General features: G+C 73.7%; 15 protein-coding genes. 8 read left to right on the top strand and 7 right to left on the bottom strand.

All coding sequences use genetic code 11. The annotated features are described in order from the left end of the window. Nucleotides 1–27: 27 nt before the first annotated feature. Complete coding sequence (locus tag KF840_00820; protein MBX3023428.1) at nt 28–861, bottom strand: metal-dependent hydrolase; 834 nt, start codon at nt 859–861, stop codon at nt 28–30. Between the two features lie 91 nt (nt 862–952). Continuing rightward, nucleotides 953–1,606 carry a methyltransferase domain-containing protein gene (locus KF840_00825; protein MBX3023429.1) on the bottom strand — a complete coding sequence of 218 codons (654 nt, stop codon included), beginning with the start codon at nt 1,604–1,606 and terminating at the stop codon, nt 953–955. Nucleotides 1,607–1,739: 133 nt separating this feature from the next. On the opposite strand from KF840_00825, the gene KF840_00830 reads away from it, so the two are divergent. The 7 genes from KF840_00830 (at nt 1,740) to KF840_00860 (ending at nt 9,898) form a co-directional block, all read left to right on the top strand. Further along, nucleotides 1,740–2,750, top strand: a complete 1,011-nt coding sequence (locus KF840_00830; GenBank protein ID MBX3023430.1) for a deacetylase — start codon at nt 1,740–1,742, stop codon at nt 2,748–2,750. Beyond that, nucleotides 2,747–3,754, top strand: coding sequence for a hypothetical protein (locus KF840_00835; protein MBX3023431.1), 1,008 nt, complete (start codon nt 2,747–2,749; stop codon nt 3,752–3,754). Before KF840_00830 ends, KF840_00835 begins: the two co-directional genes overlap by 4 nt. Before the next feature lie 68 nt (nt 3,755–3,822). Beyond that, entirely contained in the window at nt 3,823–3,993 is a 171-nt protein-coding gene (locus tag KF840_00840; GenBank protein ID MBX3023432.1) for an acyl carrier protein, read from the top strand. Beyond that, nucleotides 3,983–6,001: a pyruvate dehydrogenase gene (locus KF840_00845; GenBank protein MBX3023433.1), complete on the top strand. Its 2,019-nt coding sequence runs from the start codon at nt 3,983–3,985 to the stop codon at nt 5,999–6,001. Before KF840_00840 ends, KF840_00845 begins: the two co-directional genes overlap by 11 nt. A gap of 43 nt (nt 6,002–6,044) precedes the next feature. Continuing rightward, a complete protein-coding gene (locus KF840_00850) occupies nt 6,045–7,136 on the top strand; it encodes a 2-oxo acid dehydrogenase subunit E2 (GenBank protein MBX3023434.1) in 1,092 nt (363 codons plus the stop codon). 237 nt (nt 7,137–7,373) lie between these two features. Continuing rightward, entirely contained in the window at nt 7,374–9,461 is a 2,088-nt protein-coding gene (locus tag KF840_00855; protein MBX3023435.1) for a hypothetical protein, read from the top strand. 62 nt (nt 9,462–9,523) lie between these two features. Further along, on the top strand, nt 9,524–9,898 hold the full coding sequence (locus KF840_00860; protein MBX3023436.1) for a DoxX family protein: 375 nt from the start codon (nt 9,524–9,526) through the stop codon (nt 9,896–9,898). 13 nt (nt 9,899–9,911) lie between these two features. Here KF840_00860 and KF840_00865 read toward each other — a convergent pair whose 3' ends face one another. From KF840_00865 to KF840_00880, 4 genes are all read right to left on the bottom strand, one after another. After that, on the bottom strand, nt 9,912–11,108 hold the full coding sequence (locus KF840_00865) for an MFS transporter (GenBank protein ID MBX3023437.1): 1,197 nt from the start codon (nt 11,106–11,108) through the stop codon (nt 9,912–9,914). Continuing rightward, nucleotides 11,105–11,518: a Zn-ribbon domain-containing OB-fold protein gene (locus KF840_00870; GenBank protein ID MBX3023438.1), complete on the bottom strand. Its 414-nt coding sequence runs from the start codon at nt 11,516–11,518 to the stop codon at nt 11,105–11,107. Before KF840_00870 ends, KF840_00865 begins: the two co-directional genes overlap by 4 nt. A 93-nt stretch (nt 11,519–11,611) precedes the next feature. Beyond that, nucleotides 11,612–12,760: a thiolase gene (locus KF840_00875; protein ID MBX3023439.1), complete on the bottom strand. Its 1,149-nt coding sequence runs from the start codon at nt 12,758–12,760 to the stop codon at nt 11,612–11,614. After that, nucleotides 12,757–13,566, bottom strand: coding sequence for an alpha/beta fold hydrolase (locus tag KF840_00880; protein MBX3023440.1), 810 nt, complete (start codon nt 13,564–13,566; stop codon nt 12,757–12,759). Before KF840_00880 ends, KF840_00875 begins: the two co-directional genes overlap by 4 nt. A 116-nt stretch (nt 13,567–13,682) precedes the next feature. Between KF840_00880 and KF840_00885 the strand changes: the two genes are divergently transcribed. Continuing rightward, nucleotides 13,683–14,771, top strand: a complete 1,089-nt coding sequence (locus KF840_00885) for a Gfo/Idh/MocA family oxidoreductase (GenBank protein MBX3023441.1) — start codon at nt 13,683–13,685, stop codon at nt 14,769–14,771. Here KF840_00885 and KF840_00890 read toward each other — a convergent pair. Beyond that, nucleotides 14,766–15,038, bottom strand: a complete 273-nt coding sequence (locus tag KF840_00890) for a TMEM165/GDT1 family protein (GenBank protein ID MBX3023442.1) — start codon at nt 15,036–15,038, stop codon at nt 14,766–14,768. The genes KF840_00885 and KF840_00890 overlap by 6 nt on opposite strands. Between the last annotated feature and the right edge of the window lie 84 nt (nt 15,039–15,122).

Here is a 15,122-nt window from a genome sequence, read left to right on the forward strand (position 1 = left end):
TCAGCTATCAGCGTTCCGTCGTCGCCTTCAAGACGACGCCAACCCGGGCAGCAGCTCGCCGAGGCGGCGGCGGGCGAGCGCCAGGTGGTCGGTGTCGTTGGGATGGAAGTCGCGGCGGAAGTAGGCGCGGATGCCGCGGCGGATGCGGACCAGACCACGCCCCTGGTCGCGCGCCAGCGCGGCCCGGCGCTGGGCCCGGAAGGCGGCGCGGGTCACGCGGTCCTGGCGCACCAGCATCCGCATGCCGGCGAAGGTCCAGCCGAAGAGCGCGACGGTGGCGAGGAGAAAGCCGGCGATGCGGAGCAGGTAGCTGGGGTGGGTGGCGCGCAGGACGTCGAAGGCGACCGCCTTGTGCTCGATCTCCTCGGTGGCGTGCCAGATGATCAGCGCGCGCATGGTTGGATCGGCGTCGGCGAGGAGGTCGAACTCCTCGATCGCGCCGGCGCCGAGCACCGCCGTGTAGTGCTCCGCCCCGGCGGTCATCGCCAGACGCAGCGCCGCCGGCAGGCGGTCGTTGCTGAGCCGGATGAAGCGGTGGAAGCGGCGCAGGAAGCCGTCGATCGCGTAGCCCTGGCGGCGCAGGCAGTCGAAGTACTTCTCGTGCTGGTTGGCGTGCTGCCCCTCCTGCGCGGCGAACTGGCGCGCCTGGCGCAGCAGCACCGGATCGGTGATGCGGTCGAGGTGGTCGTGAACCGCCTTGACGAAGAACCGCTCGCCATCGGGAAAGACCAGATTCAGCCCGTTGAAGAAGTGGGTGGCGAACAGATTGCCGTTCATCCAGTACCGCGCGATCGAGGCGTCGAACTCGAGGTTCGGCTTGCGCAGGGGAATGTCGTGGTCGGATCGCGCGCCGCTGCTCATCGCCATGCCTCCTCCGCCCCCTCTCCTCGCGCTTGGCGGGAGCTGGCGCAAGGGGTCCGGCGGCCGCCGTCCGGATGCATGCGCCCGCCGCTCAACCGCCGCGCCGCCGCCGCCGGCGCGGCGTCGCCACCGTCAGCACCGGCATCATCAGCAGACCGGGCAAGCGGAAGATGCGGCGCTGCGTCTCGACGCGAAAGCCGGCCGCCTCGAGGTGATCGCGGATCTCGCCGGCGGTCGGCCAGCGGAACGGCTCGCCGACCAGCCGCGACGCCGCGGCGGCGAGGTCGGCGACCACCGCGAAGGGCGGCGAGGCGACCGCCAACAGCAGGCGGCCGTCGGGCGCCAGGACCCGCCGGCATTCGGCGAGGGCGCGGCGCTGGTCGGGGAACCAGTGGAACGCCTCGGTGGTGACCACGGCGTCGAAGCGGCGGTCGGCGAAGGGCAGCCGCTGCGCGTCGCCGCGCACCCAGCGCACGCGCCGGCTGCGCCGGCGCGCCTGCGCCAACATGCCGGCGGAGAAGTCGCAGCCGGTGACGCGCGCCCCGCGCCACGCCCGCTGCAGGCGATCGGCGAGCTGCCCGGTGCCGCAGCCGAGATCGAGCACGCGCCGCGGCGGCCGCTCCGCCAGCGCCGCCACCACCGCGTCGTGGATCGGCCAGTAGGCGGCGCGCTGCACCACCGGGAGGTCGTAGACGCGCGCCCACAGGTCGAAGAAGCGGCGATCGGGCCCGGGTGCCGTGCGCATGCGCGGACGGTAGCGTTTTCGATGCCGGACGGGCAGCGGGCGCCGAGCCGCCGCGCGACCCCCAGGACCGGGGCGGCCGGACCGCGCCGGTTTTCCATTGCGCGACGCGCACCCCACCGCTAACCGTTCAGAGATGCCGGCACCGGCCTTCGTCATCACGCTCGACACCGAGCCGGACAACGAGTGGGGCCGGCCGCGGGTGGCGACCACCGAGAACGCCCGCTTCGTGCCGCGCTTCCACGAGCTCTGCCTGCGCCACGGCTTCCCGGTCACCTACCTGCTGACCCTCGAGATGGCCGAAGATCCATTCCTGCGCGACTACCTGCGGCCGCGGGCGCGGGCCGGCGAGTGCGAGATCGGCGCCCACCTGCACCCGTGGAACACGCCGCCGCTGACGCCGCTCACCGACGACGACCTCCGCCACCACCCCTATCCGTTCGAGTATCCGGTGGCGGTGCAGCGGGCGAAGCTGGCGACCCTGGTGGCGTCGATCGAGCGCCAGTACGAGGTGCGGCCGGTGTCCTACAAGGCCGGCCGCTGGGGGCTGGACGGCGCCCACGCGGCGCTGCTCGACGAGCTCGGCTTTCGCGTCGACACCTCGGTCTGCCCCGGCGTCAACTGGGGCCCGAGCAGAGGCGCGCCGAGCGGACGAGGCGGTCCGAACTTCACCGCCGCGCCGCTCCTCCCCTACCGCCTGTCGGGCGACGACGTCTGCCGCGCCGGCGCGCTGCGGGTCTGGGAGATCCCGCCGACCATCGTCTTCTACAGCGCCATCGGCCGCCGGGTCCCCGGCGTGCAGACCCTCTACCGCAAGGTGCGCCGCGTGCGGCGGCTGTTCGACCGCCAGCACCTCGGCGCCCAGTGGCTGCGGCCCTATCCCTACCAGACGGCGGCGCGGTTGCGCCGCGTCGCCGCGCTGGCGCGCGCCGCCGGCGCGCCGGTGCTCAACATGACGCTGCATTCGAGCGAGCTGATGCCCGGCTGCAGCCCGTACAACCGCACCGCGGCGTCGATCGAGGATCTCTATCAGCGCCTCGACCAGTTCCTCGCCGCCATGTGCGCCGACGGCCTCGAGGGCATGACGCTCGACGGCGCGGCAGGACGCGTCGCCGCCGCGAACGGCGGCGCCGCGGCGCACGCGTGATCACCGCGCTCGAAACCCCCATCCCGGACGATGTCCTCGCCTTCCTCGACGACACCGTGTCGCGCCGCGGTCGACGCCACTGGCAGTGGAAGTACGGTCGCGGCACCGCCGATGCGCCGGCGGCATTCTACTGGCGCGCCGCCGACGGCCGCGTGCTCGGCTTCATCGGCCTGATGCGCACCGCGCTGCACAGCGACGGCGGCGTCCACCCCGCCGCCTGGTTCGTCGACTGGTACGTCGCGCCCGGCCAACCCGGCATCGGCATGGGGCTGCTGCGCCGGGCCGAGGCGGCCGCCGGCATGCTGCTCACGCTGCAGGGGTCGGCCGACACCCGGCAGATCCTGCCCCGCCTGGGCTGGAAGGAGAGCGCCGCCGCGGTCACCTGGGTGCGGCCGCTCAGCCGCCGTTTCATCGCCGGCTGGCTGGCGCGCCGCCTGCCAGCGCCGCTGGCGCGGCTGACGGCGCCGCTGGCGGCGCTGGCCCTGCGGCCGCGCCGGGCGCCGCGGCCGCCCGGCGCCGAGTTGGTCGCCGCCGCGCGCCTGCCGTCGTCGTACGACGCGACCGGAGCCCGCCGCGCCGCCGAGGCGACGGCCATGCGCCGCGACAGCGAGTATCTCAACTGGCTCTGCGCCGACTATCCCGACGGCGGCTACGCGCTGTGGCTGGCGCGGCGCGACGGCGCCGACGTCGGGCATCTCGTCACCCGCTGCGACGACGACCGCCAGCGGCGCCGGCGCGGCCGCATCGTCGACGCCGCCTGGCCGTGGGACGACGCCGCGCTCGGCGCCTGGATCGTCGGCGAAGCGGTGCGGGCGCTGCGCGCGGCGGGCGCCGACTACGTCGAATGCCTGAGCTCGAGCGCGCCCCTTGCCGGCGCCCTGGCCGGCAACGGCTTCCGGCGCCGCGCCGCGGTGCCGCTCTGGTTTCATCGCCTGCCGGCCGGGGTGCCGGCGGCCGAGCAGTGGCACCTGACGCTGCTCGACTGCGACCGGGCCTATCGATGACCGACAGCGAGCTCCGCCAGGCCATCGTCGCGGTCGTCAGCGCCGTGCTCCGTCTCCCGGCCGACGCGGTGGCGCGCGGCGTCAGCCCGGAATCGGTCGAGGGCTGGGATTCGGAGAAGCACGTCGAGCTGGTGGTGGCGCTCGAGGACCGCTTCGGCTGCATGTTCGACGCCGACGAGGTGCCGGAGCTGACCTCGCTCGAGCGGATGCAGGAGATCATCGCCCGCCATGGCGCGTGACGCGACGCAGCGGGCCGCGGCGCCCGCCGATCCCGCCGCCGCCGACGCGCTCGGCCGCATGCTGCTGATCCGCGCCGTCGAGGAGCGGCTGCTGGCGCTGTTCGCCGCCGGCAAGCTGTTCGGCACCACCCACACCTGCATCGGCCAGGAGACCTGCGCGGTGGCGGTGATCGGCGCCCTCGACCGCGACCGCGACGTGATCTTCTCCAGCCACCGCTGCCACGGCCACTACCTGATGTACACCGACGCGCCGGAACCGCTGTTCGCCGAGATCATGGGCCGGCGCAGCGGCGTCTGCGGCGGCCGCGGCGGCAGCCAACACCTGTGCGTCGAGAACTTCCACTCCAACGGCGTCCAGGGCGGCATCGTCCCGGTCGCCACCGGCGTCGCCCTCGCCGAGCAGCGCGCCGGCCGCGGCAGCGTCACCGTCTGCTTCCTCGGCGACGGCACCCTCGGCGAGGGCGTGATCTACGAGGCCTTCAACCTGGCGGCGCTGTGGCGGGCGCCGATCCTGTTCGTGCTCGAGCACAATCGCTACGCGCAGTCGACGCCGACCGAACGCACCACGGCCGGCGACGTCGCGGCCCGCGCCGCCGCCTTCGGCATCGCCACCGACCGCCGCCCGGCCGACGATCCGGTGGCGCTCGCCGCCCACCTGCGCCAGGTGGTGGCGCGCGTGCGCCGCGGCGACGGCCCGTTCTTCCAGGTCCTCGACACCTACCGCCTGGCCGCCCACAGCAAGGGCGACGACGATCGCGACGCCGGCGAGCTCGCCGCCCAGCGCGCCGACGATCCTCTGCTACGGCTGCGCGCCCGCGTCGGCGAGGCGACCGCGGCGGCCCTGGAGCGGGCGGCGCTCGCCCGCGTCGAGGCCGCCGTCGCCGCGGCCGACGCCGCGCCCCACGCCACGGTCGATCCCGAGGCCGACGCGCGCGCCTTCGCGGCGCGCGGCCACCATCCCAACCTGCCGTCCGCCTTCGCCCACGCGGTCCGCGATCCCGCCGCGCTGGTCGTGCAGCATCTCAATGGCGCCCTGCACCAGCTCATGGCCGATGGCGACGACGTGCTGCTGATCGGCGAGGACCTGCTCGACCCCTATGGCGGCGCCTTCAAGGTCAGCCGCGGCCTGTCGACCGCGTTCCCGCGCCAGGTGTTGTCGACGCCGATCAGCGAGGCCGGCTTCATCGGCCTCGCGGCCGGCCTGGCGCTGCGCGGCCAGCGGCCGGTGGTGGAGATCATGTTCGGCGACTTCCTCGCCCTCGGCGCCGACCAGATCCTCAACCACATCGCCAAGTTCCGCTGGATGTACAACGACCAGGTGGAGGTGCCGCTGGTCATCCGCACGCCGGTCGGCGGGCGGCGCGGCTACGGCCCGACCCACAGCCAGTGCATCGAGAAGATGTTCCTCGGCGTCCCCGGCCTGGTGACGGTGGCGCTCAGCCTGCGCCACGATCCGGGCGAGCTGCTGCGACGCGCCGTGCGTCTCGATCCGCGCCCGGTGCTGTTCCTCGAGCAGAAGCTGCTCTACGCCAAGCGCCTGCACGTGGCGCCGCCGCCGGGGCTGGAGCTCGAGACGCACCCGAGCGAGGCGGACGCGCTCTACCCGACCGGCATCTGGCGCCCGGCGGGCGCCGCGGGCGACGTCACGCTGGTCACCTACGGCGGCATGACCGAGATCGTCGAGGCGGCGATGGCGGCGGCCTTCGCCGAGGACGAGGTGGTCGCGGAGCTGGTGGTGCCGGCGCAACTGGCGCCGCTGCGCCTCGAGCCCATCCTCCATTCCGTGCGCCGCACCGGCCGTCTGGTGGTGGTCGAGGAGGGCACCGGGCCGTGGGGATTCGGCGCCGAAGTGGTGGCCGCGGTCAGCGAGGCGATGGCGGAGCAGCCGCTGCGCTGCGCCCGCGTCGCCGCGCATCCGCTGCCGATCCCCGGCGCCCGGCCCGCCGAGGACGTCGTGCTGCCGGACGCGGCGCGCGTCGTCGCCGCGATCCGACAGGTGATGCGATGACGCGGGCGGTCGCCATCGCGGATCGGCCAGCGGCGGGCCGCGCATGACCGCCGACGTCCACCCGATTCTCGTCCCGCGCGAGATCGTCAACGCCGACAGCGTCTTCGTCGTGCGCTGGCTGGTCGGCGAGGGGGAGGCCGTGCAGCCCGGGACCACCCTCTGCGAGGTCGAGACCTCGAAGGCGGTGCTGAACGTCGACGCCGAGCGGACGGGCCATGTGCGCCGGCGCGCCAACGAGGGCGACGAGGTGCCGATCGGCGGCGTGCTCGGGTACCTGACGATCGCCGCCGACACGCCGCTGCCCGACGCCGGCCTCTCCGACGCCGCGCCGCCGGCCGCCGTCGCCGCGGTGCAGATCAGCGCCAGGGCGCGGCAGAAGATGGCGGAGCTCGGCCTCGATCCGGCGCTCTTCGCCGGGCGCGGCTTCGTCAAGGAGAAGGACGTGGTCGACATGGCGGCGCAGGTGCACGCGGCGGCGACCGCCGCGCACGACCCGCGCGGCCCGTTCCGCCTCGAGCCGCTGGGCGCCATCCAGCGCCGCGTGGCGCGGGTGATGAGCGAGAGCGTCGCCGCCATCCCGGCGTCGACCCTCGAGCGCCTCATCGACCTCGCCCCGGTGCGCGCCCGCGCCCGGACGCTCGCCGGCGACAGCAAGGCGGTGGTCAGCGAGGTCGACCTGCTGGTCGCCGCCGTCGCGCGCGCCGCCGCCGCGCATCCGCGCTTCAACGGCTTCCTCGCCGACGACTACCAGCTCCACCGCTTCGAGCGGGTGAACGTCGGCGTCGCGGTCGACGTCGAGGGCGACCTCTACGTCGTCGTCGTCCACGACGCCGCCGCCAAGGAGCCGGCGGCGATCGCCAAGGAGCTGCGCGGTCTGCAATTCCTGGCCCTGCGCCGCCGCCTCACCGCCGACCACCTGAGCGGCGGCACGATCACCGTCACCTCGATGCTCGGGCGCGGCGTGCACCGCTTCCAGCCCATTCCCTACCCGCACCAGGCCGCCATCATCGGCCTGGCCGACCCGTTACCCGGCTCGACACAGGCCACCCTGGCGCTGGTCTTCGACCACCGCGTCGCCAACGGCTCGCAGGCCGCCGCCTTCCTGGCGGCGATCGACGAGGGACTGCGGGGATAGGGCGGACGCGGCGATCGCCCCCTCGGGCGCGCTTCGCCTTCAGCTTCGCCACCCGGGCGCCGGTGGGGAGGATCGGGACATCGGGCCGGGCAACCGGCGCCGACCAACCCGCCCCACGTCCCTCACCGCCATCCCGACGCCGTCGCTCTTGCGCGTCGGAAGCCGGCTCGTGTACGGACGCGTCGGGGGACTCGCGTGCGCGGTCGGCACAGGAGCATACGCCTCGTCGGCCTGCTGATGGCCGGCCTCGCGGTCGCGTCACTGACGCCGCGCGCCGGCGCCCAGACCGGCGACTGCGCCAGCGATCCCGTTCGCTGCCTCCCCGGCGGCGGCGGCGCGGCCGATGACTGCCTGCTCGAGTGGCGTCTGCCGATCGCCCCGGATCCGGCGGCGCGCGGCATCGTGATCTGCCACGAAGGCGACCCGCTGTGCGACGCCGATCCGGACATCGGCAATGCCCGCTGCCGCATCGCCATCGCGCTGTGCATCAACAACGGCGACCCGCGGCTCGCCTGCGCCGCCACCGACGTGGCGACGCTGGAGGTGCGCAAGCCGGCCGCGCGCCATGCCCGCGACGCCGCCGATGCCGCCAACCTGGAGACGCTGGAGCGCGCCGCCAACCAGTCGCTCGGCGTCGCCGTGCTCCGCGACCGCGCCGTGTATCTCGCCGGCGCCCCCAACGCCGACGCCGACACGTGCGTCGCGGCGCCGCTCGACGTCTCGCTGCGCGTCCGCCGCTCGGGTCCGGCGCGGCGCGGACGCAAGGTGCTGCGCGTCGAGAGCGCCGACTCGACCGGGCGGCGCGACGGCGACCTGCTCAAGCTGGAATGCCGGCCGAGCACCTGCGGCAACGGTTCGATCGAGCCGTGGGAGGACTGCGACGACGGCAACCGGCTGAACGGCGACGGCTGCGACCAGGGCTGTCGGCTCGAAGCGCCGACGCCGACCCCGACCGCCACGATCCTCCCCAGCGCCACCGCCACCAGCAGCCCGACCGCCACGCTGACGCCGACCGCCAGCGCCACGGCGACGGCGACGCACTCGCCGTCCGCCAGCGCGACGGCCTCCGCGACCGCCACCCCGACGCGCACCGACACGGCGACCGCGACGCCGTCGGCCACCGCCACGCCGACGCAGACCGACACACCGACGCCGACGCCGACCGACACCGCGACGCCCACCCATACCGACACCGCCACGCCGACGGCGACCTCGACCTTCACCGACACGGCGACCGCGACGGTCACGGATACCCCGACGGTCACCCCAACGCCGACGGCGACGCCCCATCTGATCCTCGCCATCAACGCCTACCGGCCGCTGAGCGAGGGCTACGGAGCGCCGTTCCAGCGCCGGCCCGCGCCGTCGCAGCTCAACCTCACCCCGGGCATCGGCGTCCGCATCAACGGCGACGACGACAATGGCAACGGCATCGCCGACTACTCCGACTCGCCGGTCGCCAACGAGAACGACCTCGTCGAACTGACGCTGCAGGTGAGCGCCGCGCCGGCGCCGGCCGGCGTCGAGTACGCGCTGACGCGCAGCGACGGCGGCATCCGCGTGTGGGCCGACCCCGCCAAGGCCAATCCGCTGCTCTATGCCAATGACGACGTCGTCCTCGCCTTCGGCGGCGCCACGCGCACCGTCTGGGTCGAGCGGCTCACCCCCGGCGACACGCTGCTGACCCTGCGGGCGCGGCCGATCGGCGGCGGTCCCGACTTCAGCGCCGTGCCGGCGCGGCTGTACGCCTTCAGCAGCGTCGTCATCGCGCTCGGCGGCGAGAACCAGGTGCCCTCCGACCCGCCGGCCTCCGGCGACGGCGTCTTCAACATCGCCCTGACCCTCTACGACATGGGGTACGACGTCCACATGTACGACGAGGACGACGTCGGCAGCAGCGGCGCCGGCCCGGTGTACGACGAGGTGGTGCGCGCGGTCAGCCAGCGCGGCGTCGGCGTGGTGGCGATCTTCGGCTACAGCCACGGCGGCGGCTCGACCCGCGATCTCGCCAACCGGCTGAACGCCAACCGCGCCGGCATCGGCACGTTCACGCTCGCCTACACCGCCTACATCGACGGCATCCGCAACTCGTCGGACATCGACATCACGTCCGAGACCCGGTTGCCGCCGACGACCGCGTACCACGTGAACTACTACCAGCGGAACGATCTCTTCCTGCGCGGCAACTCGGTCCCCGGCGCCGACGTCGACATCAACGCCGGCGCCCAGCCCTGGGGCGGCGGATTGGTCCACACCTCGGTCGACGACGCCCCCGAGGTGCGCGGCGGCGTCCTCGACGGCCTGCTCGCGCACGTCACCCCGTGACGGCTGGCGCCGGCGCCGGGCGACATTAACCCACGAACCGACACCCACCGAGGAGAGGCGACATGGCTACATCCCATCGCGCAGTGAACATCGCCGCCTGGATCGCGAGCGTGTTGCTGTTCCTTCTCTTCACCGTCGTCGCCTCGCCGCCCAAGCTGCTGGGCAACCCGCAGGCCGTCGAGGGCTTCGCCAAGAGCGGCTATTCGGACGCCTTCCGGCTGTTCATCGGCGCCAGCGAGTTTCTCGGCGGCATCGCGCTGCTGATCCCGCGCCTCGCCTTCTGGTCGGCGGCCGGCCTGATCGTCATCATGATCGGCGCCATCTACACGCACCTCGCCGGCAACGACGCGGCGAACGTCGGCCCAGCCGCCGTCGCCTTCGCGCTGCTGATCCTGATCGCCTACGCCCGCCGCTCGCGGGCGCTGTTCCTGTCATAGACGCGCGGCGCGGTCACCGTTCCTCCGGCGGCGGCAGGTGGCGGAAGGCGCGGTACAGAAGCAGGTCGTAGGCGATCTTCATCGCGGCGCCGACGTAGAGCGGGCCGGCGAGCGCCCCGCCCTGCATCAGGGCGCCCGCGAAGGCGGGGCCGACGGCCCAGCCGGCGAGGCGGACCAGGTTGGTGACGCCGGCGGCGGTGGTGCGCTCCGCCGGCCGCACCACCGCCATGGTGTAGGACTGGCGAGTCGGCACGTCCATCTCCACCAGGCCCTCGCGCAGCACGAACAACGCGGCGGCGATGGGAAAGGTCGGCGCCCACGGGATGGTGATCAGCAGCAGGCTCGACGGGATGTGGGTGAAGACCATCGTGTTGACCAGCCCGATGCGCTTGGCGAGCCACGCCGCGGCGAGGTGGGATCCGGCGTTGGCGATCCGGGCGACGAAGAACAACGGCCCCAGCAGCCCGCCGCCGACGCCGAAGCGCTCGGCGAGGAAGTAGGCGAGCAACGCCGTCGCCAGGAAGCCGCCGGCAATGCTGTCGACCGCGAACAACCCGGCCAGTCGGGCGATGATGCCGCGACTCTCGGGGCTCAGCCGCCGTTCGGCCGCGGTCGTGGCGTCCACTTCGACCGCCGGCGAGAGGGCGGCGTAGAGCGCCGCGCAGAGCACCGCCAGCGCCGCCGGCGCCGCCATCGTCAGGCGCAGGACCGCGAGGTCGTCGCCGCGCCCGAGCAGCGCCGGAATCCCGGCGGCGAGACCGCCGAGCGCATGGCCGACGTCCTGGAGAACGCTCAGCCAGGCGAACGCCGTCGTGCGTCCGCTGTCGTCGGTGGTGGCGGGCAGCGCCGCCTGCTCCACCACCAGCGCCGCGCCGCGATCACGCCCCATGCCGTTCACCATGCCGACCGCGGCGGCGACGGCGATGACTCCGGCGGACGAGGCCCCCGCCACCGCCGCCGCGCCGGCGGCGCTGAGCAGCGACAGGCCGATCAGCCAGGCGCGGCGCCGGACCCGATCGCCGATCATGGTCACGGCCAGAACGGCGCTCGCCGCGCCGGCGAGGCCGACGCCGACGATCGTCCCGATCAGCGCCGGGCCGAATCCCAGGTCGGCCAGGTAGAGGCCGAGCATCACGCCGACCATTCCCGTCGCGAAGGCGCGCAGGAAGCCGGTGGCGTAGAGGAGCGCGCGATCGCGGACGGGAGTCACACCGGCGCGAACGTCGGCAGCGTCACCGCCGCCGTCGCATCCTCGAACGCCACCTGCACCGCCATGCCGATGCGCACCGCCTCCGGCGCGCAGCCGACGATGTTGGCCAGCAGGCGCACGCCCTCCTCCAACTCGACGTAAGCGAGGACGTACGGCAGCGCATCGCGAAACCCCGGCGCCTGATTCTGGTGCGTCACGGTGAACGTGTAGACCGTCCCGCGCCCCGAACAGCGCACCCACTCGACGGCGTCCGAGAGGCACGTCGGACACAGCGCCCGCGGGTAGTGGCGCAGCGCGCCGCAGGCGGCGCAGCGCTGGATCACCAGCTCGCGCCGCTGACACGCCTCCCAGAAACCCTTTGACTCCTCGTCGATCCGCGGCAGCGGCTTGGCGTACTTCGCATCAGCCATGGTCGGACCCCCGAGCGCCTTGGCGCGGCGACGCGGAGCACCGGCGCGTGCCGCCTCGCTCCGCTCTTCCGCGCCTCCGCGTGGACGCCGTCCTCATCGTCCGAGCACCAGGGTCACGCCGCTGTGGCGCAGGCCGAGCATGCCGCCGGTACCGTGGCAGAGCGCGATCGCGCAGTCCGCCACCTGGCGCGGGCCGCACTCGCCGCGCAGTTGCCGCACCGCCTCGATGACCAGGAAGATGCCGCGCATGCCGGGGTGGTTGGACGAGAGCCCGCCGCCGTCGGTGTTGGTCGGCAGCGCGCCGCCGAGGCCGAGGCGGCCGTTCTGGACGAAGGCGCCCCCCTCGCCCTTGGCGCAGAAGCCGAGATTCTCGAGCGTCAGCAGGACGGTGATGGTGAAGGAATCGTAGAGCATGCAGAGGTCGATGTCGGCGTGGTCGACGCCGGCCATCGCCAGGGCGCGCGGTCCCGATGCCTTCGCCGCCATGTCGGTGAGGTCGCGCCGGCCCATGGCGGTGTGGCACAGCGACTCGCTACCGCCGAGGATGCGCACCGGCGCCTTCGCCAGGTCGCGCGCCCGTTCGGCGCTGGTGACGACGATGGCGCCGCCGCCGTCGGAGATGATGCAGCAGTCGAGCAGGTGCAGCGGCGACGAGACGACCCGCGACGCCAGCACGTCGGCGACGGTGATCGGGTCGCGGTATTTGGCGCGCGGGTTGAGCCCGGCGTGGCGGCGCATCGTCACCGCGATCTCCGCCAGTTGCTCGGCGGTGGTGCCGAACTCGTGCATGTGGCGCTGTGCGGCCAGCGCGTAGGCGTTGAGCACCGTCGGCCCGAAGGGGACCTCGAACTGGTCCGGCGGGTCGCCGCTGGTGAGCCCGCCGGTGCCGACCGCGAACCGCTCCGACGACGCCGTGCTGCCATAGACGATCAGCGCCGTCTCGCAAAGGCCGGCGGCGATCGCGGCGGCGGCGTGCAGCACGTGGGCGACGAACGAGGAGCCGCCGATGTTGGTCGCATCGTGGAAGCGCGGCGTCAGGTTCAGGTGCTCGGCGAGGGTCATGATGCCGATCGGACCGACGCCGGCGGTGAGAAATCCGTCGACGTCGCCAATGGTCAACCCGGCGTCGGCGAGGGCGCCGCGCGCCGCCTCGGCGCAGATCTGGTATTGGGTCTTGTCCGGCGCCCAGCGCGTCGGGTGTTCGTACACGCCGGCGATGACGGCGCGATCGAGGAGGCTCATCGCGGCAGCTCCGCGAGAAACTCGTCGACCGCGGCATTGAAGGCCGCGGGCTGCTCGCTGGTCAGCATGTGGCCGGCGCCGTCGATCACCACCAGGCGCGCGCCGGCGATGCCGCGTTGCAGCGCCTCGGCCTGCGCGGGCGGCGCGAAGTGGTCGTCGCGGCCGGTGATCACCAGCGTCGGCACCCGCACGGCGGCGAGCCGATCGCCGAGATCGACGCCGTCGCAGGCGAGCAGGTCCGTATAGCGGACGCGCGGATCGGTCTTCACCTGCTCCATGAAACACTCGCGCACCACCGCCATGTCGACCGCGGGCGAGAACAGGTTCATGGCGAAGGGCTGGGTGGCGCGCCCCATGGTGACCTCGCGCCAGGTGTCGAGGCTGGCCTGCGGAATGGCGAAGGCGGTCGGCGTCGCCACCAGCACCAGGGCGCGCACCCGCGCCGGGTGGGCGAGGGCGAAGGCGAGCGCCACGGCGCCGCCCATCGCGCGGCCGACCAGCACCGCCGGTCGCAGCCGGAGCGCATCGGCGAATCCGGCCAGGCAGCGAACGTGGGCGTCGAGGTCGGGCAACCCCTCGGTGCTGCCCGAGCGGCCGTGGCCGGGGAAGTCGAGCGCCACCGCGGAGTGCGCGGCGGCGACGTGCGCGAGCTGGCGATGCCAGGTGTGCGCGTTCGAGCCGGCGCCGTGGAGGAAGAGCAGCAGCTCGCCGCGCGCGAGCGCCGGCGGCACGCCGGGCAGCGTCGAAGCCCCGGTGTGGAAGTAGCTCAGCGCCGTGCCGTCGACGGTGACGTATTTCGAGAACATGCGCGGCGGGAAGATGGCGGAGCGGTGCCTGCGACGCAAGCCGCGTCCGGTTGTCCGCGCCGGTTGTGCGCGCCGGTTGTTGCCGTGGCCGCGCCGGCGATGCTAGCCCCCGCCGCATGCAGCGCGTCCGCATCGGGCTCATCGGCGGCGGCATGATCGGCAGCACGCACGCGGCCGTCCTGCAGACGATCGCCCAGGCGATGCCCGATCGCCTCGAGCTGGTCGCGGTGGCCGATCCCGATGCCGCGACGCGCGACCGCTTCCAGACCCTCTACGGCTGGGCCGAGGTCTATCCCGATCACGCCGCGCTCCTGCGCGGCGCGGCGGTCGACGCGGTGTTCGTCTGCACGCCGACCGTGCACCACGCGGCGATCGTGCGCGACGTCGCCGCCGCCGGTCGCCATCTGTTCTGCGAGAAGCCGCTCGCCATGTCGCTGCCCGAGGCGCGGGCGATGCACGCCGCCGTCCAGCGCGCCGGCGTGCGAGCGCAGATCGGGCTGGTGCTGCGCTTCTCGGCGATCTACGGCGTGATCCGCGACCTGCTCGTCGACCCGGCCCTCGGCGCGCCGATGGCGGTCGTCTTTCGCGACGACCAGTGCTTTCCGATCCGCGGTCTGCACGACACCCGCTGGCGCGCCGATCGCCAGCAGACGGCGGGTGGCACGCTGATCGAGCACGGCGTCCACGATCTCGATCTGCTCGCCTGGCTCTTCGGACCGATCGCGACGCTGCGCGCCTGGCGGCAGAACCACGCCGGCCACGACGGCGTCGAGGATTACGTGGCGGTGGAGCTCGCCTTCGCCACCGGACTGCGCGCCCAGTTGGTGACGATCTGGCACGACATGCTGCAACGGCCGTCGAACCGGCGGCTGGAGGTCTTCTGCCGCCGCGGGTTCCTCGCCAGCGAGGCCGACATGCGCGGCGACATCGAGCTGCAGCGCGGCGACGACCCGCTCGAGCTCCTGCGCTGGCCGGCGATCCACGAGCGCTTCGCGGCGCGGCGCGGCCGCGCCGCGGACCGCTTCGCCGACTGGTACGGCGTTCCCTATCTGCTGCAGGACCTGTCGTTCATCGAGGCCCTGCTGGCCGACCGCGATCCCGACCCCGGCCTGGAGGTCGGCGTCGAAGCGCAGCGCCTGGCCGCCGCGGTGTACGAAGCCGCGGAGCGGGGAACCGAGATCGACGTCGCGGCGTTTCCCTCATAGCCACTCCATCAGCATCGCGATCCCGATCAGCACGAAGAGGGCGGCGCTGACCTTGCGGACCACGCTCAGCGGGATGACTTCCGCCAGGCCGGCGCCGACGGCGACGCCGAGGGCGCTGACCGCCACCAGGGCGAGGCTGGCGCCGACGAATACGGCCACCGGCCGTTTCGTCGAGGCGCTCAACGTGACCGCCGCGAGCTGCGTCTTGTCCCCGAGCTCGGCGAGAAAGATGGCCCCGAAGGTCGATACGATCAGCTTCCAATCCAATGCCGTCTCCTGGAGGGCGCCGCTCCGTCGGCGCCTGACGATCTGGAGCGAATGCTCCCCCTTCAAGCGGCGCCGACGGAGCGG

Source organism: bacterium (genome assembly GCA_019637795.1).
Classification (GTDB): Bacteria; Desulfobacterota; Binatia; order HRBIN30; family CADEER01; genus JAHBUY01.